This is a genomic window from Microtetraspora malaysiensis (assembly GCF_050947145.1).
In the GTDB taxonomy this organism is placed as follows: domain Bacteria; phylum Actinomycetota; class Actinomycetes; order Streptosporangiales; family Streptosporangiaceae; genus Microtetraspora_A; species Microtetraspora_A malaysiensis.
This window is the reverse complement of the sequence record NZ_CP191998.1, coordinates 4,901,545-4,927,477: the sequence shown is the minus strand read 5'-3', so window position 1 is coordinate 4,927,477 and position 25,933 is coordinate 4,901,545. Positions and strand designations below refer to the sequence as shown.

Here is a 25,933-nt window from a genome sequence, read left to right as displayed (position 1 = left end):
GGCGGTGATGGCCGCGCGGAACGCAATGTCCCCGTCCCGCCGCCGGGAGCCACCGGAAACCGACAGCTCAGCGCATGGGTCCGTCAGTCGAGCCAGCCGAGTCGCGCGGCGCGCACCCCGGCCTGGAAGCGGCTGCCCGCTCCGAGCATGGTCGTGAGCTCGCCCACCAGGCGGGTCACCGTACGCGTCGAGACGCCGAGGCCGCGGGCGATGGCGTCGTCCTTGGCGCCCGTGGCCAGCAGGCGCAGCACGGCTCGCTGCTGCTCGGTGAGCGCCGCGTCGTCCGCCGAGCGCGGGACGTCGACCAACTCGGACGCATTCGTCCAGCAGAACTGGTAAAGCGCCGCGAGAGACCTGACCACGTCACGTCCGCGGATCAGTACGGCGCCGCCGTCCAGATCCTCGGGGTCGGCCTGCACGACCGCGACCTGCCGGTCATAGATGAGCATCCGGGTCGGGATCACCGGCGCGACCCGGATCTCCATCCCCTCGTCCCTCCGTGCTCGTAGCCGATCGCGGAACGTCGGGTGGGAGAGCATCGCTTGGGCGTGCAGAGCGCGTACCCGCACGCCTCGGCCCATGTGGCGCCTGGTGCGGGTGTCGTCGGCGTTCAACTGCTCCGGAGTCCAGTTCGCCGCCGGGTGCATCGCCATCACCTCCAGCTGGGCCAGGTCCGCCAGTTCGTCGATCCGGTTGTTGAGCGCCGCCAGCCGCTCGCGCTCGTAGAACTCGACGCGGAGGTCGTCGTTCGCATGCCGGGTGAACCCGAGGTAGTTCTGTGTGAGAGAGGCCGCCTTGACGTGGTGTTCGACCAGCCGGTCCAGCATGCGGTGGCTGTTCTGAAGGTTGCGGGTCAGTGCCACGGTCGCGTCGACGGTGGTCTCCGTCTCGGTGTCCAGCAGGCCGAGGCGTACCAGGCCGTCCTGGGCCTGCCTGAGATCGTCGACTGACAATCCGAGTTGCGCCGTGGCCTCCGCGAGGGACTCGCCCTGCTCGTGCATCCGCGCGTACAGCATGCGGACATGGCGCTCTTTCTCGGTATGAGACGCGTCGGTCACCGACCCCGGCACCCCCGTTTCGGTATCAAGGATGCGACAACGATGACATCGGGCGCCTTCGCCGCCAAATTCGGATGATCCACGCCTGGGTGGCTGATTCACGCCATGGCGTGCTCCGGATGCCTCATCAGCCACTCGCCCGGCTAACTCGAACGCACATGTTCGAGTTATTGTTGTAGTCGGTGCGCGATGACGCGAATAGTCCAATTTGGGCGGGTGTGGTGAGGTGGATGGCCGTCGGACTACGGGCCGACAACGGACCCCGCGCGGCTCTGTCAGCGGTCATGGAAAAACGGTCCGCGCCCCTTCGCGGGGCGCGGACCGTCTCGTCTCGTGTGGCGTCCGCCGGGCCGCTCAGCTGGCCCAGTCGAGCAGCGGACGGGTGTTGCTCGGGTGGCGGAGCTTGGACAGCGACTCCTTCTCGAGCTGGCGGATCCGCTCCCGGGTGAGGCCCAGGAACTTGCCGATCTCGTCGAGGGTGTGCGGCTTGCCGTCGGCCAGACCGAACCGGAGCGCCATGATCTTCGCCTCGCGCGGCGTCAGGTTCCCGAGCACGCCCTTGAGCTGCTCGGCCAGGAGCTGCCGGTCCACGACCTCGGACGCCTCGGGGGAGTCCACGTCCTCGATCAGGTCGCCGATGCGGGTCTCGCCGTCCTCGCCGATCGTGGAGTCGAGGCTGATCGGCTGCCTGCTCGTCCGCAGCAGCTCCTCGATCTGGTCGGGCGTCTTGTCCAGCTCGACCGCCAGCTCCTCGGGGGAGGGTTCCCGGCCGAGGCGCTGGTGCATGTCGCGCTCCACGCGGGACAGCTTGGACAGCATCTCCAGCACGTGGACGGGCAGCCGGATCGTCCGGGCCGAGTCGGCGAAGCCGCGCTGGATCGCCTGTCGGATCCACCACATGGCATACGTGGAGAACTTGTAGCCCTTGGTGTAGTCGAACTTCTCGACCGCGCGGATCAGGCCGAGGTTGCCCTCCTGGACGACGTCGAGCAGGGCCATGCCGCGGTCGGTGTACTTCTTGGCCACCGACACGACGAGGCGCAGGTTGGCCTCCAGCATGTGGTCCTTGGCGCGCCTGCCGTCCTCGATGACCCACTCGAGGTCGTCGCGGACCTCGGGGCGCAGGACCTCGCCGCTCTCCAGCGCGGTCTCCAGCTTGTGCTCCGCGTACAGGCCGGCCTCGATGCGCTTGGCCAGCTCGACCTCCTGCGCGGCGGTCAGCAGGGTGCGCCGGCCGATCGACTTGAGGTACGTGTGGACGGAGTCGCCCATGACGGAGGAGTTGTCGTCGAGGTCGATCGGGGCGCTGTCGTCGGACGACTCCTCCGCCCCGGCCTTCTCGCCGGTCGACTCCTCATCCTCGTCATCGTCGAGGGCGAGGTCGGCCGACGATTCGTCGGCGCCCGCGGCGGACTTGCGCTTCGCGGACTTGCGTGGCTTGGCGGGCTTCGCGGCCTTGGCGGTCGCGGCCTTGGCGGAGGCGCGGGGCCCCTTCTTCGCCGGCTCCGACTCCGTCAGCTCTACGCCGGCCTCGCTGAGCTCACGCAGGATGCTGCGGGCCTCGGTGGGCGCGACGCCGGCCTGGCCGAACGCCTCGCGAAGCTCCGAGAGGGAAAGGTGACCGTTCGTGCGGCCCCGGTCCATGAGCTGGTCCAGAGTCGTCATCGGGGTCGCCACACGCTCGGGCGAGGTCGCCACGGCGGTCGGGGGCATGAGGACACCTCCTCCTGACGGAGAACGTCGTACTGGGTGGCAATGAGCGGGGCGCGGCGGTTGTGGCGGCGCTGCGCGCCTGTATCAATAACGTCCGCGAGCCGAGTTTGTTCCCCCAGTACGCGGGGAGGTCAGTCCGACGGGGTGACGACGCTGATGCTGACCTGGGGCATCGGCATGGGCTCGGCGCCCTGGAGCCGCTCGGTCGTCCAGTGGTCGGCGGTCGCGCCCGGATCCACGCTGAGGTGCCGTTCCACCACGTCGGGGAGGACGTCGACGAGCTCCTCGGGCAGCGTGCCCGTCTCCTCGACGGCCGGGGCCACCGGTTGACGGGTCGGCGCGGGGGCCGTCTTCTTCTGGGCTTCCTTGGCGCGGGCCTGGTCGGCCTGCTCCTTGACCGCCTGCTCGAGGCGTCCCGCCGAGGCGGTGGTGGCCACGGAGACCCCGCCCACCACGATGGCGGTGACGACACCCGCGGAGATCAGCATCCTGCGATCCGGCTTCATATGGACGTCCTCCCTCAAATGTGACGCGCGGAGGTCATTTTTGGTTTCGCAGGGCGACCATATCCGGTTTTCCGTTGGGCAACAGCGGGATCTGCTGCACCTTTTGCACCATTCGTGGAGCGGCGTAGGCGGGCAGCCGCTCCTTGGCATACGCGCGGAGATCCTCCAGCGTCGCCGTGCCGACGACGACCGCGACGACGACCTCGCCCCACTCCGGGTCGGGCCGGCCGACCACCGCGACGTCGCGGACGCCCGGGTGCCCGGCGAGGACGCGCGCGACCGCCCCGGCGACCACCTTCTGCCCGCCGGTGTTGATGACGTCGTCGGCCCGGCCGAGGACCGTGAGCCGCCCGTCCTCGATCGACCCGAGGTCGGAGGTGACGAACCAGCCGCCCTCGAACTCGGCGCCCCCGGAACCGGAGCCGTCGCGCCGTGGGCGATATCCGGAGAACAGCACCGGGCCGGTGATCATGACCCGTCCGTCGGCCCGGATTTTGAGATCTACATTGTCAAGGGCGACGCCGTCGTACACGCACCCGCCGCTGGTCTCGCTCATGCCGTACGTCGTGACGACGCGGGCGCCACGGGCCCGCGCCTCGCCGAGCAGGCCGGGCGGCGCGGCGGCCCCGCCGAGCAGGATGGTCCGGAACGCCGAAACGTCCAGGCCCAGGTCGAGGAGCCGCCTGAGCTGGGTCGGCACCAGGGACACGTGCTCGGCCCCGCTCGCTGCCACGTCCTCGGGGGAGAAACGCGGATGGATGATCGGCTCGGCCCCGCTCAGCAGCGACCTGACCAGCACCTGCGCGCCCGAAATGTGCGACGGGGGGAGGCAGCACAGCCACCGCTCGCCCGGGGCGGCCCCGACCCGTTCCAGCGACGCCCGCGCCGACGAGGTGAGGGCGCGCGCCGTCAGCTCGACCCCCTTCGGGGCGCCGGTCGAGCCGGATGTGGCGATGATCACCGCGGCGCGCGTCGGCACCCCGCCCGGCTCCCGCCGCACGCCCTCGGGGGTCACGACGTGGGTGGGGCGCAGCGAGGCGAGCGCGGCCGAGAGCGCGGGACGCGGCAGGCCGGGGGAGAGCGGCAGCACCGCGGGGCCGTCCCCGGACAGGGCGCGCTCGATCGCGGCGAACAGTGCCGGACCCGGGGGCAGAAGCAGCGCGTGCAGCTCCCTGTCGTCGGGTCCGTGTTCGTGGGCCTTGTGTTCGCGACTGCTGGGCACGGTCGTAAGGTTAGTCCCGGCAGACGGAACCGCCGGTGAACGGGCGGTTCGTGGAGTGAGGAGCGAGTGTGACGAGCGGCGTCGACTGGAAGCGGTCAGGCGAGTACGAGGACATCATCTACGAGACCGCCGAGGGCATCGCGAAGATCACGATCAACCGGCCGGAGCGGCACAACGCGTTCCGCCCGACGACGCTCTTCGAGCTGCGGGACGCGTTCAACGTCGCCCAGGAGGACACCTCCGTCGGTGTGATCATTTTCACTGGTGCCGGCGACCGGGCATTCTGCTCGGGCGGCGACCAGAAGATCCGCGGTGACGACGGCTACGTCGACGACAAGACGCACGGCATCGGCCGGCTGAACGTCCTGGACCTGCAGGTTCAGATCCGGCGCTGCCCCAAGCCGGTCATCGCGATGGTCGCGGGCTACGCCATCGGCGGCGGCCACGTGCTGCATGTCTGCTGCGATCTCACGATCGCCGCGGACAACGCGCAGTTCGGGCAGACCGGCCCCAAGGTGGGCTCGTTCGACGGCGGGTACGGCTCGTGGCTGCTGGCCGAGACGGTCGGCCTCAAGCGGGCGCGAGAGATCTGGTACCTCTGCCGCCAGTACGACGCCGAGACCGCCCTCCAGTGGGGCCTGGTCAACGCGGTCGTGCCGCTGGAGCGCCTGGAGGAGGAGACCGTCCAGTGGGCGCGCGAGCTGCTGGAGAAGTCCCCGCTCGCGCTGCGCATGCTCAAGGGCGCGCTCAACGCGGTCACCGACGGCGCGGCCGGCATGCAGCAGTTCGCCGGCGACGCGACGCTCCTCTACTACATGAGCGAGGAGGCCCAGGAGGGCCGCGACGCGTTCAAGGAGAAGCGCACCCCGGACTTCGCGAAGTTCCCGCGCCGCCCGTAGTGCACATCTTCCGCATCCCGATGGCCCTGCGGTTCCGGGGGCAGACCGTCCGCGAGGGCGTGCTGATCCACGGACCCGCGGGGTGGGGGGAGTTCTCGCCCTTCCCCGAGTACGGCCCCGCCGAATGCGCCCGCTGGCTGGCCTGCGCGCGCGAGGCCGCCTTCGACGGCTGGCCGGCGCCGCTGCGCGACTCCGTCCCGGTGAACGCCACCGTGCCCGCCGTCGGCCCGGAGAAGGCCGCCGAGATCGTACGGCTGTCGCAGTGCGGCACCGCGAAGGTCAAGGTCGCCGAGCGTGGCCAGGACTTCGCCGAGGACATGGCGCGGGTCGAGGCGGTCCGTGACGCGATCGGCCCAGGAGGACGGGTCCGGGTGGACGTCAACGGCGCGTGGGACGTCGACTCCGCCGTCCGGCGGCTCAAGGAGCTCGACCGGTTCGACCTGGAGTACGCCGAGCAGCCGTGCGCCACGCTCGACGAGCTCGCCGCCGTCCGGCGCCGGGTGGACGTGCCGATCGCCGCCGACGAGTCGATCCGCCGCGCGGAGGACCCGCTGAAGGTCCGCGCCGCGGAGGCGGCCGACATCGCGGTGATCAAGGTGCAGCCTCTTGGTGGCGTGCGCGACGCGCTGCGCGTCGCCGAGGCGTGCGGGCTGCCCGTGGTCGTGTCGAGCGCCGTCGAGACGTCGGTCGGCCTGGCGGCCGGTCTCGCTCTCGCTGCCGCGTTGCCCGAATTGCCGTACGCTTGCGGACTCGGGACGATGCCTTTGCTGAGCGGCGACGTCGTCACGGACTCCCTCGTCCCCGTCGGCGGGGCGATAGCCGTACGACGTCCAGAGGTGGATCAGCGCGCCCTCGCGGCGTACGAGATCGAGTCGCCCGCCTGGAGACGACGGATGGAGGAGGCCGCCGGAACGGCCGGAGAGGGGCGGCAGTGAATCCCGCCACCGCGCTTGCCACGGTGCTGGTCGACGAGCTGGTGCGCTGCGGGGTGACCGACGTCGTCCTCGCCCCGGGGTCCCGGTCGACGCCGCTGGCCCTGGCCGTGCACGAAGAGCCGCGGGTACGGCTGCACGTGCGGATCGACGAACGGTCGGCCGCGTTCCTCGCGCTCGGCCTGGCCAAGCGGTCGGAGCGGCCGGTCGTGATCATCTGCACGTCCGGCACCGCCGCGGCGAATTTCCACCCCGCCGTCATCGAGGCGTCGGAGTCGGGCGTGCCGCTGCTGGTGCTCACCGCCGACCGGCCGCCCGAGCTGCGCGGCACCGGGGCCAACCAGACGATCGACCAGATCAAGATGTACGGCTCCGCGGTCCGCTGGTTCGCCGAGGTCGGCGTGCCCGAGGACCGGCCGGGCCAGGCAGCCTACTGGCGTTCGCTGGCCTGCCGCGCCTACCAGCGGGCCGCGGGCCCGCCGGACCCGGGCCCCGTCCACCTCAACGTGGCCTTCCGCGAGCCGCTGGTCCCCGACGGCGACGGCTCCTGGTGCGAGTCGCTCGACGGCGACGCGGGCGGCGCGTGGATCAGGGCCAGGGTGGCGCCCCCGGCGTCCGCGCTGCACATCCCGCCGACCCGGCGCGGCGTGCTCGTGGTCGGCGACGGCGCGGCCAACGTCCGCCGGTACGTCGCGGCGGCCGGGATGGCGGGCTGGCCGGTGCTCTCCGAGCCGAACGGCGGCGGCCGCTACGGCGACCACGCCATCTCGACCTACCACTTCCTGCTCGGCAACCCCGAGTTCGCCCAGGCGCACCGGCCCGACGTCGTGGTCACGCTGGGGCGTCCCGGGCTGTCGCGGCCGCTGCTGTCGTGGATCAGGCGGGCCGAGGAGCACATCGTGGTCGCCTCGGACCTCACCCGCTGGCCGGACCCGACGCGGTCGGCGACCCAGGTCGCGCAGGCGGTGGAGATCCCGGTCACCTCGGGGGACGACTCCTGGCTGCGCTCCTGGCGGCACGCCGAGCACGTCGCCAGACACGCGATCGACTCCGTCCTGGACGGCTCCGGCCTCACCGAGCCGAGGCTGGCCCGCGACCTGGTCGAGATCCTGCCGAACGGCTCGCTGCTGTTCTGCGGCTCCTCGATGCCGATCAGGGACCTCGACCAGGCCATGCGGCCGCGTCGCGGGCTGCGGCTGATGGCGAGCCGCGGCGCGTCCGGCATCGACGGGCTGGTGTCCACCGCCATCGGCGCCGCCCTGGCGCACAACGGCCCCTCGTACGCGCTGATCGGCGACCTGACGCTGCTGCACGACCAGAACGGGCTGATCCTCGGCCCCCAGGAGCCGCGGCCCGACCTGTGCCTGGTCGTGGTCAACAACGACGGCGGCGGGATCTTCTCGCTGCTGCCGCAGGCCACCCTGGGCGACCCCTTCGAGCGGATCTTCGGGACGTCCCACGGCGTCGATCTGGAGTATCTCGCCGCCTCGACCGGCCTGCCGTACACGCGGGTCGAAGACCTCGACGACCTGCCGAGGGCGATCAAGGGGGACGGCCTGCGCATGGTCGAGGTGCGCACCCGGCGGGACGGCAACGCCGCCATACACGCTGCCATGGGTGAGGCCGTACGCTCAGCGATGATCGTGGGTGCTACCGGAGACTGACCCGGGATGGTCCTTCGGATGGATGTGGCATTGCCGGGGCGACGGCAGAATGGACCGTGCCTACCCCGCCCCGATCCTGAGGAGTGACATGCACATCGAGGAGTGGCTGCAGACGATTCCAGCCGTCTGGGTCTACATCCTCGTCGGCGCGATCATCGGGCTGGAGAGCCTGGGCATCCCGCTTCCGGGCGAGATCGTCCTGGTCAGCGCGGCGCTGCTGTCGTCCAAGGGCGTGGTCAGCCCCGTCGTGGTGGGCATCTGCGCCAGCGCCGGCGCGATCGTCGGCGACTCGATCGGCTACTACATCGGGTGGAAGGGCGGCCGGCCGCTGTTCGACCGGCTCGGCCGCAGGTTCCCCAAACACTTCGGACCGCCCCACATCGCCAAGGCCGAGCGGCTCTTCGACCGCTGGGGCATGTGGGCGGTCTTCTTCGGCCGCTTCGTGGCCCTGCTGCGGATCCTCGCCGGGCCGCTCGCGGGTGCGCTGCGGATGCCGTACTGGCGGTTCCTGATCGCGAACGTGCTCGGCGGCATCGTGTGGGCGGGCGGCACGACGGCCGCCATCTACTACCTCGGCGTCGTGGCCGACAAGTGGCTGAAGGGCTTCTCCTGGATCGGTCTCGTGGCCGCCCTGCTCTTCGGCCTGGGCACCACGGTGTGGCTCAAGCGGAAGGTCCGGGCGAACGAGGACGAGCCGGAGTCGGTCAGCGCTCGATGAGCGTGACCTCCAGGGAGTAGTGCGAGGCCCGGTAGAGGTGGGAGCCGTGTTCGACGGCCCGTCCCTGGTCGTCGTACGTCGTGCGGACCATGGTCAGCAGGGGCGCGCCGCGCCGCTCGTCCAGCAGCCGCGCCTCGGCGGGGGTGGCCGCCCGGGCGCCGATCCGCTGGTTCGCCACCCGCATCCTGACCCCGGCGGCGCGCAGCAGCTCGTACAGGCCGCGCTCCTGCAGGGACGTGGCGGACAGGTCGGCGATGCCGATCGGCAGCCAGTTGCTGAGCAGGGCGAGCGGCTCACCTCCCGCGTAGCGGAGCCGTTCGATCCGGAGCACCTCGGTGCCCTCGGGGACCGCGAGGACGGCCGCCACGTTCTCGTCGGCGGGCGCGATCTCGATCGCGAGCACCTGGGTGGCCGGCTCCTTCCCGGAGCGCCGCAGGTCGTCGTACAGGCTGGTCAGCTCGACCGATCGCTTGACCTGGCCGTGGACCACCTGGGTGCCGACGCCGCGCTTGCGGACGAGCAGGCCCTTGTCCACGAGGTACTGGATCGCCTGCCGGATGGTGGGGCGGGAGAGTCCGAGCCGGTCCGCGAGCTGGATCTCGTTGTCGAGCCGGGACCCGGGGGCGAGGACGCCGCGGCGGATCGCTTCTGAGATCTGCTCGGCGACCTGAAAATACAGGGGGACGGGGCTCGACCGGTCCAGGTCGATGTCCAGACGCTCGGAAGTCACACGTCGAGATTAGCGGACGTCATAATGTCCTGACGAAGTAGTGCGCGCCGGGCGGGCGGCCCCGGGTGATCCCGCCGGTGCCGCCGGGTGTGCCGTTCCTGCCGGTCTGGGACGATCATGCGGGGCGCGGGTTTGTCAGTGGCGTGGTGTAGAACTTCTCGGGTGACCGTTCGACTGACCTGGGCCCAGGTGCTCGCCTGGCGGCTGGAGCGCCAGTTCGTCGAGCCCGCCGCCGGATCCGGACCCGTGATGATCGCCCGCAGGTTGTGCGGGGTGCAGGCACAGGTGGCCTCCTCGGCCGAACTGGCGATGGCGGTGCGCTCCGCCGACCCCCGGCCCGGCGCGGTGGACGAGGCGCTGTGGGAGGAGCGCGCGCTCGTCAAGACCTGGCTGATGCGCGGCACCCTGCATCTGGCCCCCGCGGACGAGCTGCCCGCGTATTGTGCGGCGCTCGGCGCCCTGCGGTTCTGGGAGAGAGGGGCCTGGCAGCGGGGGCACGGGGTCACCGCCGCCGACGTCGAGGCGATCATCGGCGCGGTTCCCGAGGCGCTCAAGGGGCGCTGTCTCACCCGGGAGGAGCTGGTCGAGGCGGTGATCGAGGTGAGCGGCGTCGCCCATCTACGGCAGGCGCTCACCTCCGGCTGGGGAGCGCTGCTCAAGCCGCTGAGCTTCCTGGGGGAGCTGTGCTACGGCCCGCCCCGGGACGGGCGGGTGACCTTCGCCCGGCCCGCGGACCGGCTGGCCGGCTGGCCGGGGGCGCTGCCGTCCATGGAGGAGGGCGGCCGGGCGCTGCTGCGCGCGTTCCTGGGCGCGCACGGACCGGCCACGCCGGAGATGTTCGACACCTGGCTGATGCGGGGCGCGATGCGCAAGGCGGCGCTGCGCGGCTGGTTCCGTGACCTCGGCCCCGAGCTCGCCGAGGTCGAGGTCGACGGAGCGCCGATGACGGCGCTCGCCGAGCACGTGGACGCGCTCGCCGTGGCCCGGCCGTCCGAGGGCGTGCACCTGCTGCCCGGGTTCGATCAGTACGTGCTGGGGGCTCCCCGCGACCTGGAGGCGCTGCTGCCGGCGGACGTCCGGCCCAAGGTGAGTCGCGCGGCGGGGTGGATCTCGCCGGTCGTGGTGCACCGGGGGAGAGTGGCCGGGGTCTGGGAGGCCAAGGACGGGCGGCTCGCCGTCGAGCTCGCCGAGCCCGTGCCGGGGGCGCCGCTCCAGGCCGCGGCGGAGCGGATCGCCGCGCTGCTCGGCCGTCCGGCGGAGCTGGTCATCGGATAGCTCGTCGTGGCATAGCTCGTCGTCGGGCGGGGGATCGAGGTTCGTCGCGCCGCCGCCCGTCGGTGTCGATCACGACCAGGCGGTGGCGGATCGTCCCCGTTTCGATCATGCGTAGCAGGGCGGGCCCGTCCGCCGCCCTGGCGATGTCGCGCGCCGTGGTGTGCGCGTAGCCGCGCTCCGGCACGTGGCGCTTGGCACCGTCGATCAGCGTGTCTCGCTCTTCCATGCCGCCACCCTCTTCCATGCCGCCACCCTCTTCCATGCCGCCACCCTCTTCCATGCCGCCACCCTATCCGAACAGTCGTCACAAACATTTGTTTTGTACGACTGATTAAAACATATGTATGGTCGGCGGCATGACGCAAGCAACCGCAACGGCCACGGCCGCGAGCGACTTCAGCCGTCTGTCCAGACGTGTCCGGCAGGCCGGACTACTCGACCGGCGCCCGCGCTACTACCTGACACGGCTCAGCGTGGTCGCGGGTCTCTACCTCGCGGGCCTGGCGGCGTTCTTCTGGATCGGCGACTCCTGGCTTCAGGTGCCGCTCGCTGCCTACTTCGCGATCGTCTTCGCCCAGGTCGCCCTCGTGCTGCACGATCTGGCACATCGGCAGATCTTCCCCCTCAGGCAGCCGAGCGAGATCCTCGGACAGCTCGCGGGCAACCTCGGGATCGGCCTCGGCTACGGCTGGTGGATGAACAAGCACACCCGCCATCACGCCAACCCCAACCACGAGGACCTCGATCCGGACGTCGTGCCCGACATCCTGGTGTGGTCACAGGAGCAGGCGCGCGACAGCAGCGGGCCGGCCCGGCTCATCGGCGGTCGGCAGGCGTACCTGTTCTATCCGCTGCTCCTGCTGGAAGGGCTCAACCTGCATGTCGCCGGCGTGCGCGCGCTGCGACAGCCCTGGATGAAGCAGCGCTTCCTGGAAGGCGCACTGCTGCTCGCCCACTTCGCCCTCTACCTGGGCGTGCTGGCCTGGACCCTGTCACCCGGCAGGGCGCTGGCCTTTGCCGCCGTGCACCAAGGCCTGTTCGGCCTCTACCTGGGCTGCGTCTTCGCGCCCGGCCACAAGGGCATGCCGACGCTGACCGGGGAGGCCACGCTCGACTTCCTGCGCCGGCAGGTGCTGACCACCCGCAACGTGCGTGGCGGCCGGTTCGTCGACATCGCGATGGGCGGGCTCAACTACCAGATCGAACACCACCTGTTCCCCAACATGCCCACCCCCAACCTCCGCCGGGCGCGGCCGATCGTGCGGGCCTACTGCCGGCAGCTGCGCCTGCCGTACCACGAAGTCGGTTTCGTGACCTCGCACGTGGAGGGCCTGCGGCACCTGCACCACGCGGGCGCCCCCCTCAGGAAGAAAGGCCGCTCATGAAAGCCGGACGCAAGCAGTGGATCGGACTCGCCGTACTCGTCCTGCCGGTCTTGCTGATCTCCGTGGATCTGCACGTGCTGTCGTACGCGCTGCCGTTCATCAGCGCCAGTCTGGCGCCGAGCAGTTCCCAACTGTTATGGATCATCGACATCTACCCGTTCATCCTGGCCGGGCTCCTGTTGCCGATGGGCACTCTGGGCGACAGGATCGGACGGCGCCGGCTGCTGATGGCCGGGGCGGCCGCGTTCGGCGCCGCCTCCGCGATCGCCGCCTTCTCAGGTGACGCCGGCACGCTCATCGCCACCCGGGCCCTGCTCGGTATCGGTGGTGCCACGCTGATGCCCTCGACGCTCTCGCTGATCCGCAACATGTTCCACGACGACGGCCGGCGCCGCGTCGCCATCTCCATCTGGACCGCCGCCTTCGCCGGCGGCGCCATGCTGGGGCCGCTGATGGGCGGCGCGCTGCTGGAGCATTTCTGGTGGGGTTCGGTGTTCCTGGTCAACCTGCCGGTGATGGCGCTGCTGCTGGTCCTGGCCCCGCTGCTGCTGCCGGAGTCGCGTGATCCGCGTCCGGGCCGGTTCGACGTGCTCAGCGTGGCGCTGTCGCTGGCGGCGATCCTGCCGGCCATCTACGGCGTGCAGCACCTCGCCCAGGACGGCTTCGGCCCGCTTCCGGTGCTGGCCATCACGGCCGGCCTGGCGCTGGGGGTCGCGTTCGTGCGCCGCCAGCGCGTGCTGCCCGAGCCGATGCTGGACGTGCGGTTGTTCGGCAGCCGCGCGTTCAGCGCCGCCATCGGCGCCAACACCCTCGGCGCCGCCTTGGACGTGGCGGGTCGCCTGCCGCAACCCGCAGGTGACGCCCTGGCCGCCGCGGCCCGTGACGCCTTCACCCAGGGCCAGCACTACGCCATGATCGCGGCAGCCGCGGGCCTGTACCTGATGGCGGTGCTGGCGCCGATCCTGCTGCGGTCCGTACGGCGTGCCGACCAGCCGGAACGGCGTAGTGGTGAGCACGCGATGCGGTGACCCGCCTCAGGCGGTGGCCGCCTCGGCGACCGCCCGGACGCCGCGGGCAAGGTCCTGGGGGGTCGGGGCGTTGTCCGGATCGATGCTCCACCGCACCAGCAGGCCGATGAGCAGCGTCAACAACACCTGACTCCCTTCTTTGTCCTCCTGCGGCAGTCGCTTGCCCAGCTCGTGCTGGGCACGTGACTGCCCTTCGGCCAACCGGGCCCGCACGTCGGGAAGATGGGCCGCCTGCGCCAGCGTGTCCATGTTGGCTCGCCACAGCGCCGGGTTGGTCTGGAAGGAGTCGATCAGCTCGCTCCAGAACGCCGTGAACCACTCCCGGGAATCGTCGGGGAGTGCCTTGAGGATCTCCTCGATCGCCTCTCCGGTCGTCTCGATCATCGCCTGGGTGAGGAGAGCGTCCTTGGAGCGGAAGTGGTAGTTGATCGCGGCGAGGTTGCTGCCGGAGACGGCGACGATGTCACGCACCGTCGTGCGCGCGTAGCCACGCTCGGCCAGGCACTGTTTGGTCGCGGCCAGCAGATCCTCGGGGACTCCCATGCGGGGATCTTACCAGCGTGGCAAACGCTCGTTTCAAACATATGACTGGAGTCATGGTGGGGGCGGAATGAATCTACAACGTAAAGGCGCTGGGCTGGTCGCGAGCCGGACTGACTAGGCTGACCTCGTGCCCTCCTATCTCACGATCACCGACCCCCTGGAACACGAAACCGAGGTCCGCCGCTCGCGGTTCATCTGCGCGCTCGCCCCGGTCGGTACGGAGGAGGAGGCCAGGGCGTTCATCGCCGAGCGCAGGAGGTTGTACGGCGACGCCACCCACAACTGCACGGCGTACGTGCTGGGGGACCGGGTGCAGAAGGCCGACGACGACGGGGAGCCGGGCGGCACGGCCGGGACCCCGATGCTGGAGGTGCTGAACCGGCGCGGCTTCGCCGACGTCGTGGCCGTGGTCACGCGGTATTTCGGCGGTGTCCTGCTGGGCGCGGGCGGCCTGGTCAGGGCGTACGGCGGCGCGGTGGGCGAGACGCTCGACCGGGCGGTGAGCGTGCGCATGGTGCCGGCGACGATCATGTCGGTGGTGATCGACCACGCGCACGCCGGGCGGCTGGAGAACGACCTGCGCGTCTCGCCGTACCCGGTGCGGGCGGTGGACTACGGGGCGGACGTGACCTTCGAGGTGGCGGTCGCCGCCGACGCGCTGGACGGCTTCGCGGGCTGGCTCGCGGGCGTGACGGCGGGCCGCGCCATCGCCCTCCCGGGGGAGGGCGTCCACCTCAGGGAGGACGCGGCGGTCAGCTCTCCAGGGCGTAGCGCATGACGCGGAACTTCGCCTGAGCCTCGGCCAGCTCGGCGACCGGGTCGGAGTCGCCCATGATGCCGCACCCGGCGAACAGCCGGGCGCGGTTGCCCGTGACCTGCCCGCAGCGCAGGGCGATGCCCCACTCGCCGTCGCCCCTGGCGTCGATCCAGCCGACCGGCCCGGCGTAGCCCGCCCGGTCCATGCCCTCCAGCTCGCGGATGACCTCGAGGGCGGTGCCGGTGGGAGTGCCGCCGACCGCCGCGGTCGGGTGCATCGCCGCGACCACGTCGAGCACGGACGCGCCGTCCGACAGCCGGCCGGTCACCCGGCTGGCCAGGTGCTGCACGTTGGGGAGCACGAGCAGCTCGGGTTCGTCGGGCACGTCGAGCGCCGAGCACAGCGGGGCGAGCGCCTCTCGGACCGAGCTGACCGCGCACACGTGCTCGTACCGGTCCTTGGAGGAGGCGAACAGGGCCGCGCCGCGGGCCAGGTCGTCCGCCTCGTCCGCGCCGCGCGGGGTGGTGCCCGCGAGGACGAGCGACTCGATGGCGTTGCCCCGGTGGCGTACCAGCAGCTCGGGGGTGGCGCCGGTGAAGCCGTCGACCGAGAACGTGTAGCACTCGGGATAGCGGGTGGACAGCCGGGACAGCAGGAAGCGGACGTCGATGTCGTTCTCGGCGACGGCGGTCAGGTCGCGGGCCAGGACGACCTTGTCGAGCCGGCCGTCGTTGATCTGCCGCACGGCCTGCGCCACGGCGTGCTGCCATTCGAGCGCGGTGAGGGAGCCGTCGCCGTACCGGATGCGGCCGGGCGGCGTCGGCGGTGTCCTGAGGCCGGGCCGGTGGCCGGCGTCGTGATCGTCCTCGCCGATCGTGGTGAGCCAGGCGCGGCCGCCCCTGCGGGCGAGCACCACGCGCGGGACGACGAGCCTCGACCCGGGAGCGTCGGCCTCGAAGGTGAACGACCCGAACGCGACGGGCCCCGAGCCGGGCACCTCCACGTCGTCGTCGATGCGCGCGTCCGCGAAGAGCGCCGACATCCAGTCGCGGGCCCAGCGGAACCGGTCCGGGCCCGGCGGCACGGTCGCGCGGGCGGCCTCGCCCCAGCCCACGAGTCCCTCCCCGTGCCGGATCCAGGCGTACGGCGCGGTGTCGGGAAGGCAGGAGACGAGATCTCCGGGATCGCCGACGGGGACCGTGCGCACCACGAGGGGGCGGATGAGAGCGACACTCACTTGCACCACTTTACGCAGAATCTGAACATGTTCGACATGAGCCCCCCTGGTCCGCCCCCTGTCAAGCGGTGATAGGAACTTGGTCACAGAAGGCACGGCTTCCTGTGAGGTGGTGGAGCACGCGCGGCGGCGCTTCCTACCTTTGGCCGCATGAAGATCGCGTCCATTCTCGTCGCCGCGGCCCTGCTGCCGCCGAGCGCGGCCCACGCCCCGACCGCCCCCATGGTGATGGCGGCGCTGGGCGACTCGATCAGCTCCGGGTTCAACGCCTGCGGCTGGTACGTCACCTGCCCGTCGCGCTCGTGGTCCACCGGGGACAGCGCCGACGTGAACAGCCACTACATGCGGCTGCGGAAGCTCGTCCCGGAGATCGACGGCCACAACGTCAATCTCGCCGTCCCGGGCGCGACCAGCGCCGACCTGGCCGGTCAGGCGCGCGCGGCGGTCGCGCAGGGCGCGCGCTACGTCACGGTCCTGATCGGCGCGCAGGACGCCTGCACGGCCACGGAGACGGAGATGACGCCCGTGGACGTCTTCGGGCGGCGCGTGGCGGAGGCGCTCGCCGTGCTCCGGCCGACCGGCGCGCGGGTCTTCGTCGGCAGCATCCCCGACCTGCGGCGACTGTGGTCGCTGGGCAAGACGAGCCTGCTCGCGCGGGGCTTCTGGGCGATCGGGCACGTCTGCCAGAGCATGCTGGCCGATCCCACGTCGACCGCGCTGAAGGACCGGCTGCGCCGGCAACGGGTGCGCGCCCGGGTCATGGCCTACAACGACCGCCTGGAGAAGGCGTGCCTGGCGTACGGCGCGGCCTGCCGTTACGACGGCGGGGCGGTGTTCTCCTTCCCGTACACGCTGCGGCACGTGAGCGGATGGGACTACTTCCATCCGAACGGCGAGGGGCAGCGGGACCTGGCCAGGGTGACGTTCGAGGCGGCGTTCCCGGCGGGCGTCGCCACCCTGGGGCTGCCCGGAGCCGGGGTGGCCTGAGCGCGACGGTGCCATTCGACCGCCGGCTCCGCCGCGCCCGGCCCGGGCCCCCTCCCGCGGCGGGCGCTCCTTCCGCTCGCCCGCCGGTCGGGCCGCCCCCTGGGAAGCCTCAGAGCCAGCCGTTGTGCCGGGCCTGCCGGGCCGCCTCGATCCGGTTGCGGGTGCCGGTTTTGCCGATCGCCGAGGACAGGTAGTTGCGTACCGTGCTCTCGGACAGGTGCAGACGGGCGGCGACGTCCGCGACCGTGGAGCCGTCCGCGGCGGCGGCGAGCACGTCGCGCTCCCGGTCGGTGAGGGGACTCGGGCCGGTGCTCAGCGCCGCGGCCGCGAGGGCCGGGTCGATGACCCGCTCGCCCGCGAGGACCCGGCGGATCGCCGCGGCCAGCTCCTCGACCGGCCCGTCCTTCACGAGGAAGCCGTACGCGCCGGCCTCCATCGCGCGCCGCAGGTAGCCGGGGCGTCCGAACGTCGTGAGGATCAGCACCCGGCAGTGCGGGAGGCGGTCGCGCAGCTCGGCGGCGGCGTCGAGACCGCTCCGGCCCGGCATCTCGATGTCCAGGAGCGCGACGTCCGGCCGCGCGCGCAGCGCGGCGGGCACGACGTCGCCGCCGTCGGACACCTGGGCGACGACCTCGATGTCGTCTTCGAGGCCGAGCAGCAGGGCGAGCGCGCCGCGCATCATGCCCTGGTCCTCGGCCAGCAGGACCTTGATCATGTGTCCAACATCACCTGGAGCCGGAATCCGCCGGACGGTGCGGAGCCGGTGGACAGCCGCCCGCCGGCGGCCCGCACCCGCTCGCGCAGGCCCGCCAGGCCGTTCCCCTGCCGGGCTCCCGGTTCCCTGCCGGGGGCGGGGGAGCGGCCGCCGCCGTCGTCGCTGATCCGCAGCTCCATGCCGCCGTCCGTCACCTGCTCCAGTTCGATCTCGCACCGGGTCGCCCCGCTGTGCCTGATCACGTTCGTCACCCCTTCTCGTACGGCCCAGCCGAGCAGCGCGTCCACCTCGGGCGGGAGGCCGAAGGACGCCGTCCGGATCGTGAGGCCGATCCCCGCGTCGGCGAGCGCAGTGCGCGCGGAGTCCAGTTCGGCGGCCAGGCCGCGTCCCCGGTAACCGGTGACGGCGGCCCGGACCTCGGTGAGCGCCTGGCGCCCGATCCGTTCGATGTCGGTGGCCTGTTCCACCGCCGCGTCGACGTCCCTGGGCGCGAGCCGGCGTACGGCCTCGGCCTTGACGACGATGACGGACAGGGTGTGCCCGAGGAGGTCGTGCAGGTCGCGGGAGAAGCGGAGCCGCTCCTCGGTCACCGCCGCCCGGGCGAGCTCCTCCCGGGTGCGCTGAAGCTCCCGGATGGCCTCCCAGAGGCGGACGATCATCGCGGGGATGAGGCCCGCGCAGAAGGTGCCCCAGAGGAGGCTGAGGACGGTGGACAGGTCACCGCCCCTCAGCCAGGCGATCGCGGCGGAGGCCGCGCACAGGGCGAACAGCAGGAGCGGCATCCATCGGCTCCTGACGGTCACCCCGAGCGCGAGCGCCAGCAGGACCAGCAGGTAGAGCCAGTTGTCGCCGTACGCGGCGGCGCTTGCGAGGACGGCGAGGGCGAGCAGGGGCAGCCAGAGGCGCCGGGCCCGCGGTGGTCGGTGAAGGCGAGGCGGACCGTGACCAGGTAGAGGGCGGGGACGAGGAGCGCCGCCGTACAGGCCGCCCACAGCGGGTGGGAACGGCCGTGCGCGATGTCCCAGATGGGGCCGGCGACCAGGAGGACCCAGGGGTGCATGCCCTTGGCGTCCGGTCCCCGTTCCCCCTCGCGGAGCGGGTTCAGCCAGGACTCGCCGCCCGGCACCTCTTGTGCTGCCATTTTTCGTGTTTCAGGCTGTCTTGCCCGCACGGCGGTAACCGTACATCGCGTAGAGACCGAAGACGACCAGCCAGCCCGTCAGGATGGCCGTCTCGCGCAGGCCGGGAGCGTTGCCCGCGGCGGCGTGCCAGGACAGGGCGGCGTAGCTGTTGGACGGCGTCCACTCCGCGATCGCGCGTAGCCAGGAGGGGAAGCCGGTGGTGGGGATCCACAGGCCGCCGACGATGGACAGGCCCAGCATGGTGGCCAGGTTGGCCATGGCGGCGGTCTGTCCGCTGAGACGGTAGCCATTGCCCAGCCCGAGCAGGGAGAACGGCACGGTCCCGACCCAGAGCAGCGCGACGATCTGCGCCCACTGGGCCGCAGTGAGCGTGACGTGGTTGACCAGGACGCCGGTCAGCAGGACCGCGGCGATGCTCGGGACGACGCCCAGCACCCCGGTGACCACCTTGCCCGCGACGACCTGCGCGGGCGTCAGCGGCGTGAGCTGGAGCTGGCGCAGCCAGCCCGCCGCGCGGTCTTCGGCGATGCCGCTCCCGTTGTTGAACGCGCTGCCCAGCGCGCCGTACGCGGCCATGCTCACCATCGCGAAGAGCGTGGCGTCGTGCTTGTCGCCGGGGGCGATGCCGAGGTTGGTGAAGAGGAGATACATCACGACGGGCATGATCACGCCGAAGGCGATGTAGCCGCCGTCCCGCAGAGACCGGATGAGTTCGAGGCGGATGTAGCCGGGCATCACGCGTTCTCCTTGAGAGGAGCCGCGCCGGAGGGGGCCGCGGCGGTGGTGAGGGCGACGAACGCGTCTTCCAGGTCGGCCGGCGTGACCTCGATGTCCCGTACGGCCCCTGCCTGGGCGAGAGCGGCCACGGTCGCGTCCGCGTCGGTGCTGCGCAGGGTGGCGCGGTCGCCGTTGATCTCCAGCCCGGTCACCCCGGGGAGCCGGCCCAGCCAGGCGGCGTCGCCGGAGACGGTCACGCGTACGGTCGTGACGGCCACGAGGCGCTTGATCTCGGTGCTGGTGCCGTCCGCCGCCACCCGGCCGCGGTTGATCACGATGACACGGTCGGCCTGCTCGTCGGCCTCGTCGAGGTAGTGCGTGGAGAACAGGATGGTCCTGCCCCGCTCGGCGAAGCCGCGCATGCTCGCCCACAGCTCCCGCCTGGCCTCGACGTCCAGGGCGGCGGTCGGCTCGTCGAGGACGATCAGCTCGGGGTCGCCCGCGATCGCCATCGCGAACCTCACCCGCTGCGCCTGGCCGCCGGAGAGCCGGTCCACCCGCCGGTCGGCCAGCGCGGTGAGCTGGGCGAGGGCGAGGATCCGGTCGAGCGGGAGCGGTTCGCGATAGGTCCGGGAGACGAAGGTGAGCAGTTCACGTACGGTGACCCGCGCGATGATCCCGCCCTCCTGTGGCATGGCGCCGACCCTGCCCTGCCGTACGGCCCGCTCGGGGGCGCCGCCGAAGAGCGACGCCGTACCCGAGTCGGGCGGGAGCAGCCCGAGGAGCATGCTGATGGCGGTGGACTTGCCCGCGCCGTTGGGGCCGAGAAGCGCCACGGTCTGGCCCCGGGGGATGGAGAGCGTCAGGCCGTCCGCGGCCCGGGTGACGCCGAACGTCTTGGTGACGTCCGTTAGGGATGCTGCGATTTCCATGATCGGAACGGTACGGAGGCGCGGCTCGCGACCGTAGATCGAAGCATCCCCGGTTGGGCGGGACAAATGTCACTGGGCGCGTACGCGGCGGCCGGACGCGACTCCCCGGCGGTCAGAGGCTGGGCGTGAGCTCGGCGAGCAGCGCCGCCGTGTCGGCCGGGCGGGAGAGCATCGGCCAGTGGCCGGTGGGCAGTTCGCGCAGCTCCCACTCCGGCCCCGCGAGTGGGGCGAAGAGCGGATGCCCGTCGGCGATCAGCGCCTTGACCTGGGCGAGCGGGAAGGACGAGCTGATCAGGGTCTTGGGCAGCCGGTCGAACGCGCCGGTGAGCCGGATCGGCGCGGTGATCGTGCCGAGCGGCTGGTCGGTGGCGCGGGAACGCATCAGCTCGCGCTCCGCGGGTCCGAGCCCGGCCAGGCTCGACCCGGACGCCTCCAGGTCCTCCCACGCCGGGAGGGGATAGCGCCAGCCGTCCCGCACCCTGGCCTCGGCGAACTCGCGCCCGGCCATGTCGATCGGGGCGACCCCGTCCGGCACGGGACCGCTCTCCAGGTAGACCACCCGGGCGATCCGGTCCGGCACGCGGTCGGCCGCGCCGGTGACCGCCGCGCTGCCGAGGCTGTGCCCGACGAGCACCACGTCGCGCAGATCCTCGTACGTGATCAGGTTGACGATGTCGTCGATGTGCGTGTCGAGGGTCAACTCCGGCGCGGCGAGATGTGAGCGGTCGGCGAGGCCGGTGAGCGTCACGGGATAGGCGGCGTGGCCGTCCTCGCGCAGGTGGGAGGTAACGCCCTGCCACGCCCACGCGCCGAGCCAGAGACCGGGGACCAGTACGTATGTCGTCATGGGGCGACGCTATCGGCGAATCAGGGCAGAATCGGTCCTGTTATGTCAGCGAATCGCATCTTGGCCCTACTAGAACTGCTGCAGGACCGTCCCGGCCTCACCGGGCCGCAGCTCGCCGCCCGGCTGGAGGTGGACGAGCGCACGGTCCGCCGCTACGCCGTACGGCTCGGCGACCTCGGCGTCCCGGTCGAGGCGGAGCGGGGGCGGTACGGCGGGTATCGGCTGCGCCCGGGATACCGGTTGCCGCCGCTGATGTTCGGCGACGACGAGGCGGCGGCCGTCGTGCTCGGACTCTTGGCGGGACGCCGTACCGGCCTGTCGGTGGGGGAGGCCGCGACCGAGAGCGCGCTGGCGAAGATCCGGCGGGTGCTGCCCGAGGCGCTGCGCGAGCGGGTGCGGGCGATCGAGGAGACAGTGGACGTGACCTCGCGCGCGGCGGACGCGCCCCGCCCCGACGCGACGGCGCTGCTCGCGCTCGCCGACGCGGTGCGGCGCGGCCGGCGGGTGCGGGTCGCCTACCGGTCGTTCCGGGGGAGCGAGAGCGAGCGGGAGATCGACCCCTACGGGCTGGTCTTCCACTCCGGCCGCTGGTACGTGACCGGGCACGACCATCGCAGCGGGGATGTGCGGACCTTCCGCGTGGATCGGGTGGCGCGGGCGGAGGTCACCGGGGTGGGGTTCCGCGCTCCGGCCGGGTTCGACCCGGTGGCGCACGTGGTGGAGTCGCTGGCGGGCGTGCCGTACGAGCATGAGGTCGAGGTGGTGCTGGCGACGAGCCTGGAGGAGGCGCGCCGCCGCATCCCCCCGACCGTGGCCAGGCTCGCCCGGACGGACGACACGGCCGACGACGGCGGGGGAGTGCGGATGATCACGCGGGTGGAGCGGCTGGACGGCATGGCCCTGATGCTGGCCGGGCTCGGCTGGCGTTTCACCGTCGTCCGCCCGGAGGGGCTGCGCGACGAGGTGCGCGCACTCGCGCGGCGGCTGCTCGCCGACGCGTAGCCGGGAACCCGGACGGTCAGGCCGGGTACGGAGGCTGGTTCTCGGGGGGAACGCCGCCTCCCTTGCCGCCGCCCCTCTTGCCCTTGTCCGTGCCGTGCGGCCGCCCCTTGCGCGCCCGTCCGACCCCGGACCGCGCCTTGCTCTCCGCCGCGTCCTGCGTGGCGCCCCCGCGACCGGAGCGGCGTGCCTCAGGCTGTTGTGGCTGGCCCATCGTTCCTCCCTCGATGCTGTCCTCCACGCCGTGGAGCACGGATCCCCCTGCCCTCCGATGGGAACGCCATGCGCGGAAACCATGCCGGGACGCCGCCAGGCCGGGCGTGAGCGGCCCCGGGTGCCCCTCCCGGGCACGGCGGCGCTCCATGACGTACGGCATCGCGGGAGGAGGCGTGGAGAACACGACCCCTGGCCCGCCGGTGAGGGCGCGATCCGGCTCACTCACCAGCGGCCACCAGGCGCCGGGTCCGCCCGAACAGCAGGGCCGGCAGCTCTCGTCAGACGTGGGCGACGGCCGGCCGGGCGGCCGCCTGCTCGCCTTCCGCGACCGTCTTCAGCCGCATCAGGTCCTCCCGGAGCTTGTGGACCGGGTCCACGCCGAGCAGCTTGGCCACGGCGTGGCCGATCGCGCCGACCGCCGGGTTGTAGGCCATCTGCACCTGCACGCGGGTGCGGCCCTTGCCCTCGGGCGTGAGCCGCAACGCGCCCACGTGCGCGAAGAGCTGCCCGTCGGGCGTCTTCCAGGCGATCTCGCGGTTCTCCTCGCGCCGGGTCTCCACGGCGTCGAAGCGGACGCACGTCCCGGCGGGGCCCGCGATCACCCAGTGAGACCGGCCGTCGCCCAGCAGGCGGACCTCGAGGACGTCCGGCATGATCTCCTGGTAGAGCCGGTAGTCGCTCACCAGCGGCCAGATGTTCTCCGGGGAGGCCGCGATGGAGATCGCGTCCTGCAGGTCGATCGCGCGCCGTCCCGAGCTGATCCCGGTGATCCGCCGCAGGGGCAGGTTGGTCACCACACGCAGGGCGAGGGCCGTGCAGGCGGTGCGCGCCGCCCACGAGAGCGGTCGCGGAAGCCTGCCGGTCAGTCCCCACACCAGGGCCGTGCAGCAGGCGACGAACAGGCGCGCGCTCGGCGACCACCGCTGCTGCAGCAGCTCGGGCACCGGCCTCCTCGGCCGGGACGGGCCCTGCAGCCCCGGCGTGGCCCCGGCCACGACGTGCGTCCTCCACCGGAGGTCGACCCGCCGGACACCCGGGACCCGCCGCACCGCGCGCCGGGCCCGCTGCTCCTCGACGCTCAGGATGTCCCCGGTCAGCGCCACGACGCCGCCGTCCACGTGGACCTCCACCGCGTGCGGATGCGAGACGTAGCGGCCGAGCTCCGCCCGTACGCGTTCGTACAGGATCCGGTCGTCCACGGCGGATCTCGCGCGCAGGCGATGCCGGGCGCCCGCAACCGCGCCGCGCCCCCGTTTCGGCAGATCGCTGGAGAGGACGGCGACGCCCTTGTACATCTTGTGCGTGGCGTGCGCGGCCTTGTCGCGCACCCGCGCCCGGCGGGTACGGCCCCGGTCGGGATCGCAGAGGTACTGGATCACCGCGCCGGCGCAGACGCCCGCGCCGGCTGTGCCGAGGGTCCGGCGCAACGGTGATCGCTCCACGAGCACGATGTCGGCGTAGCGGTCTCGTTGAGGCTGAGCGGAAGTACGCATAACGACCATGCCTCCCTCGCTGTGCTGAGCCTCCTTCACTTGCTCGTCGCCCCTCTACCCGGCCGGTCGCCGACGATTCACCGGGCCCGCCGGGTCCGCGCCGCTTCGGCGTGGGGGCCTACTCGCCTGCGGGGATCGTCTCCGGGTCCCGATCGGCCGGTGTCGCGGCTTCCTCGCGGCACAGGTCGTGCAGCAGTTCCTCCCAGCGCGCGCCGATGACGTCCAGGTCGTAGCGGGCCGCCTTCTCCAGGGCGTTGGCGCCGAACGTACGGCGCAGCTCCTCGTCCTCGATGAGGGTGCAGATCGCGTCGGCCATCGCGTGGATCTTCTGGGGCTTGACGAGCAGGCCGTCGTGTCCGTGGGTGATCAGCTCGGCGGGGCCGGTCGGGCAGTCATAGCTCACCACCGGCACGCCCTTGCTCATCGCCTCGAGGATGACCATCGGCAGGCCCTCGCCGCGCGAGCTGAGCACGTAGAGCGACGCCTTGGCCAGCTCGGGGCCGACGTCGGGGACCGACCCCATGAGCAGCACCTTCCCGGTCAGCTCCCGCTTGTCGATCGACGCCTGGAGTTTCTCGCGGCGCGGGCCGTCGCCGAAGATGCGCAGTGTCCAGTCGGGGTAGCGGGCCGCGACGTGCGCCCACGCGCGGATCAGCAGGTCGTAGCCCTTGCCGTAGGTGAGCCGGCCGACCGCGATGACGGTCTTCTCGGTGAGGGGGGAGCGGCCGCCCGTCAGCCTCGTCACCGCGTTCGGCACCTGGGCGAGCAGCCGCGGCCGTGTTTTGAGCGCCCGCTCGTACGCCCGGAGGTCGGTCTGGGTCAGGGTGACGACCGCGTCGAGCCGGCCGTACCGGCGGACGATCTGTTTGCGCAGCTCCGGGCCGTGGCCGCTGAGATTGCCGTGCTCCTGCGCGATCGTGGTGATCTCCGGAGGGGCGGCCAGCGACATGATCAGGTTCAGGCCGGGGCGGGTCCCGATGAGCACGCCGCGCCGCCGCCCCCGGATGTAACGGATGAGCTTGAGATCGGTGCGCAGCGTGAACCAGTGGTGGGCGGCCTCCTCCTGCGGGATCAGCCTGCTGGGGAAGCGGGACAGCAGGCCCTTGCGGCGCGGGAGCCGGTCGTCCAGGTATCGGATCCGCACGCCGGGCGGTACGGGGAAGAAGGGCTCCTCGCGTTCCCGGACCACGCTCACGATCTCGACGTCGTGCTCTCTGGCGAGGTAGCCGGCGAGGTTGAACACGGTGCGGATGGTGCCGCCCATTCCATTTGCATGCAAAAGGAGGATGCGTACCTCATGGGCGTTTCGGGGCTCCGCGCGCCGAGCGCGACTTCTGTCGCGTGCTGAACGAATTTTGACCGCAGAGCGCCGCAATATCCCCGTAAAAGACAAAATAAGTCCCCGTCCTGTATCAATGTTTACCCCTATTTACTAGGACGAAGAAGGACGTAAAAGCGTTGTGGTGATCTGCATCACATTAGATGCCAGATGGTCGTGCGCTTGTACGGAACGTCTTCCAGGACGGCGGGGACCAGATGGACGCCGACCGGCTGAAAGAGGCGCCGTGGCAGGTAGGAGCAGGCGCGTTCCGGGGCGCCCACCAACACGGTCCGCCCCGCCGCCCCACGTCCGTCCGCGGTCTCCCTCGCCGCACCCGTGCCCGCCGTATCCCGGTCCGGAGCCTGATCGTCCGGGGCGGGCCGTGCCCGGAGAAGGAAGGGCGTCACCCGCTCGGCGAGCGCCGCGTCGTAGAAGGCGTCGCCGACCAGCACCACGTCCTCCCGGGGCGTCGTCGCGAGGATGTCTCCCCGGCGGACGGTCACGGCCGCCCCGTTGGCGCGGGCGTTGAGCGCGATGGCCGCCGCGGCGTGCGGATCGATGTCGTTGGCGACCACCGCCGCCGCGCCCGCCACGGCGGCGGCGACGGCGACCAGGCCCGAGCCCGAGGCGAGGTCCAGCACGGTGCGGCCCCGCACCAGTTCCGGGTGGTCGAGCACGTGGCGGGCCAGCGCCTGGCCGCCCGCCCACGCGTACGCCCAGTACGGCAGGTCGCCGGTGCGCTCCCAGAGCCCGAACACCGTGTCCTGCTCCTCGGCCGGCGCGAGGTGCAGCCGGATCTCCGGCACGTACGGCACGGCCGCCAGTCGTGTGTGCGCCCGTACCAGCTGCTCCATGCCCGAGCCTTCCCGCCGCGTCGCCGAGACCGCCGGTGCGGCC

The 25,933-nt window shown here is 71.9% G+C and carries 28 protein-coding genes; 10 read left to right on the top strand and 18 right to left on the bottom strand.

What is annotated here, in order from left to right; all coding sequences use genetic code 11:
- Positions 1–83: 83 nt before the first annotated feature.
- From ACQP1V_RS23400 to ACQP1V_RS23385, 4 genes are all read right to left on the bottom strand, one after another.
- Entirely contained in the window at positions 84–1,058 is a 975-nt protein-coding gene (locus ACQP1V_RS23400) for a LuxR C-terminal-related transcriptional regulator (protein ID WP_433411713.1), read from the bottom strand.
- 354 nt (positions 1,059–1,412) lie between these two features.
- Positions 1,413–2,771 carry an RNA polymerase sigma factor gene (locus ACQP1V_RS23395; protein WP_433411711.1) on the bottom strand — a complete coding sequence of 453 codons (1,359 nt, stop codon included), beginning with the start codon at positions 2,769–2,771 and terminating at the stop codon, positions 1,413–1,415.
- A gap of 131 nt (positions 2,772–2,902) precedes the next feature.
- Positions 2,903–3,277, bottom strand: coding sequence for a hypothetical protein (locus ACQP1V_RS23390; RefSeq protein WP_433411709.1), 375 nt, complete (start codon positions 3,275–3,277; stop codon positions 2,903–2,905).
- Between the two features lie 34 nt (positions 3,278–3,311).
- Positions 3,312–4,499 carry an AMP-binding protein gene (locus ACQP1V_RS23385; RefSeq protein WP_433411707.1) on the bottom strand — a complete coding sequence of 396 codons (1,188 nt, stop codon included), beginning with the start codon at positions 4,497–4,499 and terminating at the stop codon, positions 3,312–3,314.
- Between the two features lie 68 nt (positions 4,500–4,567).
- On the opposite strand from ACQP1V_RS23385, the gene menB reads away from it, so the two are divergent.
- The 4 genes from menB to ACQP1V_RS23365 all read left to right on the top strand — a co-directional run bounded on the left by menB (position 4,568) and on the right by ACQP1V_RS23365 (position 8,712).
- The gene (menB, locus tag ACQP1V_RS23380) at positions 4,568–5,398 is read left to right on the top strand and encodes a 1,4-dihydroxy-2-naphthoyl-CoA synthase (RefSeq protein ID WP_067133594.1); all 831 of its coding nucleotides are present in this window, start codon (positions 4,568–4,570) and stop codon (positions 5,396–5,398) included.
- Entirely contained in the window at positions 5,398–6,333 is a 936-nt protein-coding gene (locus tag ACQP1V_RS23375) for an o-succinylbenzoate synthase (protein ID WP_084258926.1), read from the top strand. Before menB ends, ACQP1V_RS23375 begins: the two co-directional genes overlap by 1 nt.
- Entirely contained in the window at positions 6,330–7,994 is a 1,665-nt protein-coding gene (gene menD, locus ACQP1V_RS23370; protein ID WP_433411704.1) for a 2-succinyl-5-enolpyruvyl-6-hydroxy-3-cyclohexene-1-carboxylic-acid synthase, read from the top strand. Before ACQP1V_RS23375 ends, menD begins: the two co-directional genes overlap by 4 nt.
- A gap of 88 nt (positions 7,995–8,082) precedes the next feature.
- Positions 8,083–8,712 carry a DedA family protein gene (locus tag ACQP1V_RS23365; protein WP_433411702.1) on the top strand — a complete coding sequence of 210 codons (630 nt, stop codon included), beginning with the start codon at positions 8,083–8,085 and terminating at the stop codon, positions 8,710–8,712.
- On the opposite strand, the gene ACQP1V_RS23360 is transcribed toward ACQP1V_RS23365, so the two are convergent.
- Positions 8,699–9,442, bottom strand: a complete 744-nt coding sequence (locus ACQP1V_RS23360) for a GntR family transcriptional regulator (protein ID WP_433411700.1) — start codon at positions 9,440–9,442, stop codon at positions 8,699–8,701. The two genes, ACQP1V_RS23365 and ACQP1V_RS23360, sit on opposite strands and share 14 nt — an antisense overlap.
- Positions 9,443–9,604: 162 nt before the next feature.
- Here ACQP1V_RS23360 and ACQP1V_RS23355 point away from each other — a divergent pair, with 162 nt between their 5' ends.
- The gene (locus ACQP1V_RS23355) at positions 9,605–10,717 is read left to right on the top strand and encodes a winged helix DNA-binding domain-containing protein (protein WP_433411698.1); all 1,113 of its coding nucleotides are present in this window, start codon (positions 9,605–9,607) and stop codon (positions 10,715–10,717) included.
- Here the strand turns inward: ACQP1V_RS23355 and ACQP1V_RS23350 are convergent.
- Positions 10,707–10,997, bottom strand: a complete 291-nt coding sequence (locus tag ACQP1V_RS23350; protein WP_433411696.1) for a hypothetical protein — start codon at positions 10,995–10,997, stop codon at positions 10,707–10,709. The two genes, ACQP1V_RS23355 and ACQP1V_RS23350, sit on opposite strands and share 11 nt — an antisense overlap.
- A 76-nt stretch (positions 10,998–11,073) precedes the next feature.
- On the opposite strand from ACQP1V_RS23350, the gene ACQP1V_RS23345 reads away from it, so the two are divergent.
- Both ACQP1V_RS23345 and ACQP1V_RS23340 read left to right on the top strand, forming a co-directional pair.
- Positions 11,074–12,102 (top strand): fatty acid desaturase family protein, encoded by a 1,029-nt coding sequence (locus ACQP1V_RS23345; protein ID WP_433411694.1) that lies wholly within the window; start codon positions 11,074–11,076, stop codon positions 12,100–12,102.
- Positions 12,099–13,130 (top strand): MFS transporter, encoded by a 1,032-nt coding sequence (locus ACQP1V_RS23340; protein WP_433411692.1) that lies wholly within the window; start codon positions 12,099–12,101, stop codon positions 13,128–13,130. Before ACQP1V_RS23345 ends, ACQP1V_RS23340 begins: the two co-directional genes overlap by 4 nt.
- Positions 13,131–13,136: 6 nt before the next feature.
- On the opposite strand, the gene ACQP1V_RS23335 is transcribed toward ACQP1V_RS23340, so the two are convergent.
- Positions 13,137–13,673 (bottom strand): TetR/AcrR family transcriptional regulator, encoded by a 537-nt coding sequence (locus tag ACQP1V_RS23335; protein ID WP_433411690.1) that lies wholly within the window; start codon positions 13,671–13,673, stop codon positions 13,137–13,139.
- A 127-nt stretch (positions 13,674–13,800) separates the two neighbouring features.
- Here ACQP1V_RS23335 and ACQP1V_RS23330 point away from each other — a divergent pair, with 127 nt between their 5' ends.
- Entirely contained in the window at positions 13,801–14,451 is a 651-nt protein-coding gene (locus tag ACQP1V_RS23330) for a YigZ family protein (protein ID WP_387414336.1), read from the top strand.
- On the opposite strand, the gene ACQP1V_RS23325 is transcribed toward ACQP1V_RS23330, so the two are convergent.
- Positions 14,426–15,673: an isochorismate synthase gene (locus ACQP1V_RS23325; RefSeq protein WP_433425923.1), complete on the bottom strand. Its 1,248-nt coding sequence runs from the start codon at positions 15,671–15,673 to the stop codon at positions 14,426–14,428. The two genes, ACQP1V_RS23330 and ACQP1V_RS23325, sit on opposite strands and share 26 nt — an antisense overlap.
- Positions 15,674–15,817: 144 nt before the next feature.
- Here ACQP1V_RS23325 and ACQP1V_RS23320 point away from each other — a divergent pair, with 144 nt between their 5' ends.
- Positions 15,818–16,654: an SGNH/GDSL hydrolase family protein gene (locus tag ACQP1V_RS23320; RefSeq protein ID WP_433411688.1), complete on the top strand. Its 837-nt coding sequence runs from the start codon at positions 15,818–15,820 to the stop codon at positions 16,652–16,654.
- 109 nt (positions 16,655–16,763) lie between these two features.
- Here the strand turns inward: ACQP1V_RS23320 and ACQP1V_RS23315 are convergent, their stop codons facing one another.
- The 6 genes from ACQP1V_RS23315 to ACQP1V_RS23290 form a co-directional block, all read right to left on the bottom strand.
- A complete protein-coding gene (locus tag ACQP1V_RS23315) occupies positions 16,764–17,369 on the bottom strand; it encodes a response regulator (protein WP_433411686.1) in 606 nt (201 codons plus the stop codon).
- A complete protein-coding gene (locus tag ACQP1V_RS23310) occupies positions 17,366–18,151 on the bottom strand; it encodes a sensor histidine kinase (RefSeq protein WP_433411684.1) in 786 nt (261 codons plus the stop codon). The genes ACQP1V_RS23315 and ACQP1V_RS23310 overlap by 4 nt, the downstream gene beginning before the upstream one ends.
- Before the next feature lie 17 nt (positions 18,152–18,168).
- The gene (locus ACQP1V_RS23305; RefSeq protein WP_433411681.1) at positions 18,169–18,510 is read right to left on the bottom strand and encodes a hypothetical protein; all 342 of its coding nucleotides are present in this window, start codon (positions 18,508–18,510) and stop codon (positions 18,169–18,171) included.
- Between the two features lie 10 nt (positions 18,511–18,520).
- The gene (locus ACQP1V_RS23300) at positions 18,521–19,246 is read right to left on the bottom strand and encodes an ABC transporter permease (RefSeq protein ID WP_433411678.1); all 726 of its coding nucleotides are present in this window, start codon (positions 19,244–19,246) and stop codon (positions 18,521–18,523) included.
- Entirely contained in the window at positions 19,246–20,160 is a 915-nt protein-coding gene (locus tag ACQP1V_RS23295) for an ABC transporter ATP-binding protein (RefSeq protein ID WP_433411676.1), read from the bottom strand. The genes ACQP1V_RS23300 and ACQP1V_RS23295 overlap by 1 nt, the downstream gene beginning before the upstream one ends.
- Positions 20,161–20,272: 112 nt before the next feature.
- Positions 20,273–21,007: an alpha/beta fold hydrolase gene (locus ACQP1V_RS23290; protein WP_433411674.1), complete on the bottom strand. Its 735-nt coding sequence runs from the start codon at positions 21,005–21,007 to the stop codon at positions 20,273–20,275.
- A gap of 42 nt (positions 21,008–21,049) precedes the next feature.
- On the opposite strand from ACQP1V_RS23290, the gene ACQP1V_RS23285 reads away from it, so the two are divergent.
- The gene (locus tag ACQP1V_RS23285; RefSeq protein ID WP_433411672.1) at positions 21,050–22,009 is read left to right on the top strand and encodes a helix-turn-helix transcriptional regulator; all 960 of its coding nucleotides are present in this window, start codon (positions 21,050–21,052) and stop codon (positions 22,007–22,009) included.
- A gap of 16 nt (positions 22,010–22,025) precedes the next feature.
- Here the strand turns inward: ACQP1V_RS23285 and ACQP1V_RS23280 are convergent, their stop codons facing one another.
- The 4 genes from ACQP1V_RS23280 to ACQP1V_RS23265 all read right to left on the bottom strand — a co-directional run bounded on the left by ACQP1V_RS23280 (position 22,026) and on the right by ACQP1V_RS23265 (position 25,890).
- Positions 22,026–22,448, bottom strand: coding sequence for a hypothetical protein (locus tag ACQP1V_RS23280; protein WP_433411670.1), 423 nt, complete (start codon positions 22,446–22,448; stop codon positions 22,026–22,028).
- Between the two features lie 52 nt (positions 22,449–22,500).
- Complete coding sequence (locus tag ACQP1V_RS23275; protein ID WP_433411668.1) at positions 22,501–23,715, bottom strand: SRPBCC family protein; 1,215 nt, start codon at positions 23,713–23,715, stop codon at positions 22,501–22,503.
- A 118-nt stretch (positions 23,716–23,833) separates the two neighbouring features.
- The gene (locus tag ACQP1V_RS23270) at positions 23,834–24,979 is read right to left on the bottom strand and encodes a glycosyltransferase family 4 protein (RefSeq protein ID WP_433411666.1); all 1,146 of its coding nucleotides are present in this window, start codon (positions 24,977–24,979) and stop codon (positions 23,834–23,836) included.
- Positions 24,980–25,188: 209 nt separating this feature from the next.
- A complete protein-coding gene (locus ACQP1V_RS23265; RefSeq protein WP_433411664.1) occupies positions 25,189–25,890 on the bottom strand; it encodes a class I SAM-dependent methyltransferase in 702 nt (233 codons plus the stop codon).
- Positions 25,891–25,933 lie beyond the last annotated feature (43 nt).

What these genes read in the sequence shown, in the direction of transcription:
- ACQP1V_RS23395 (WP_433411711.1), bottom strand. Translation starts at nt 2,771, where the DNA reads ATGCCCCCGACCGCCGTGGCGACCTCGCCCGAGCGTGTGGCGACCCCG.
- ACQP1V_RS23390 (WP_433411709.1), bottom strand. Translation starts at nt 3,277, where the DNA reads ATGAAGCCGGATCGCAGGATGCTGATCTCCGCGGGTGTCGTCACCGCC.
- ACQP1V_RS23365 (WP_433411702.1), top strand. Translation starts at nt 8,083, where the DNA reads ATGCACATCGAGGAGTGGCTGCAGACGATTCCAGCCGTCTGGGTCTAC.
- ACQP1V_RS23350 (WP_433411696.1), bottom strand. Translation starts at nt 10,997, where the DNA reads ATGGAAGAGGGTGGCGGCATGGAAGAGGGTGGCGGCATGGAAGAGGGT.
- ACQP1V_RS23345 (WP_433411694.1), top strand. Translation starts at nt 11,074, where the DNA reads ATGACGCAAGCAACCGCAACGGCCACGGCCGCGAGCGACTTCAGCCGT.
- ACQP1V_RS23340 (WP_433411692.1), top strand. Translation starts at nt 12,099, where the DNA reads ATGAAAGCCGGACGCAAGCAGTGGATCGGACTCGCCGTACTCGTCCTG.
- ACQP1V_RS23335 (WP_433411690.1), bottom strand. Translation starts at nt 13,673, where the DNA reads ATGGGAGTCCCCGAGGATCTGCTGGCCGCGACCAAACAGTGCCTGGCC.
- ACQP1V_RS23320 (WP_433411688.1), top strand. Translation starts at nt 15,818, where the DNA reads ATGAAGATCGCGTCCATTCTCGTCGCCGCGGCCCTGCTGCCGCCGAGC.
- ACQP1V_RS23315 (WP_433411686.1), bottom strand. Translation starts at nt 17,369, where the DNA reads ATGATCAAGGTCCTGCTGGCCGAGGACCAGGGCATGATGCGCGGCGCG.
- ACQP1V_RS23310 (WP_433411684.1), bottom strand. Translation starts at nt 18,151, where the DNA reads ATGCCGCTCCTGCTGTTCGCCCTGTGCGCGGCCTCCGCCGCGATCGCC.
- ACQP1V_RS23305 (WP_433411681.1), bottom strand. Translation starts at nt 18,510, where the DNA reads ATGGCAGCACAAGAGGTGCCGGGCGGCGAGTCCTGGCTGAACCCGCTC.
- ACQP1V_RS23300 (WP_433411678.1), bottom strand. Translation starts at nt 19,246, where the DNA reads ATGCCCGGCTACATCCGCCTCGAACTCATCCGGTCTCTGCGGGACGGC.
- ACQP1V_RS23295 (WP_433411676.1), bottom strand. Translation starts at nt 20,160, where the DNA reads ATGGAAATCGCAGCATCCCTAACGGACGTCACCAAGACGTTCGGCGTC.
- ACQP1V_RS23290 (WP_433411674.1), bottom strand. Translation starts at nt 21,007, where the DNA reads ATGACGACATACGTACTGGTCCCCGGTCTCTGGCTCGGCGCGTGGGCG.
- ACQP1V_RS23285 (WP_433411672.1), top strand. Translation starts at nt 21,050, where the DNA reads ATGTCAGCGAATCGCATCTTGGCCCTACTAGAACTGCTGCAGGACCGT.
- ACQP1V_RS23275 (WP_433411668.1), bottom strand. Translation starts at nt 23,715, where the DNA reads ATGCGTACTTCCGCTCAGCCTCAACGAGACCGCTACGCCGACATCGTG.
- ACQP1V_RS23270 (WP_433411666.1), bottom strand. Translation starts at nt 24,979, where the DNA reads ATGGGCGGCACCATCCGCACCGTGTTCAACCTCGCCGGCTACCTCGCC.
- ACQP1V_RS23265 (WP_433411664.1), bottom strand. Translation starts at nt 25,890, where the DNA reads ATGGAGCAGCTGGTACGGGCGCACACACGACTGGCGGCCGTGCCGTAC.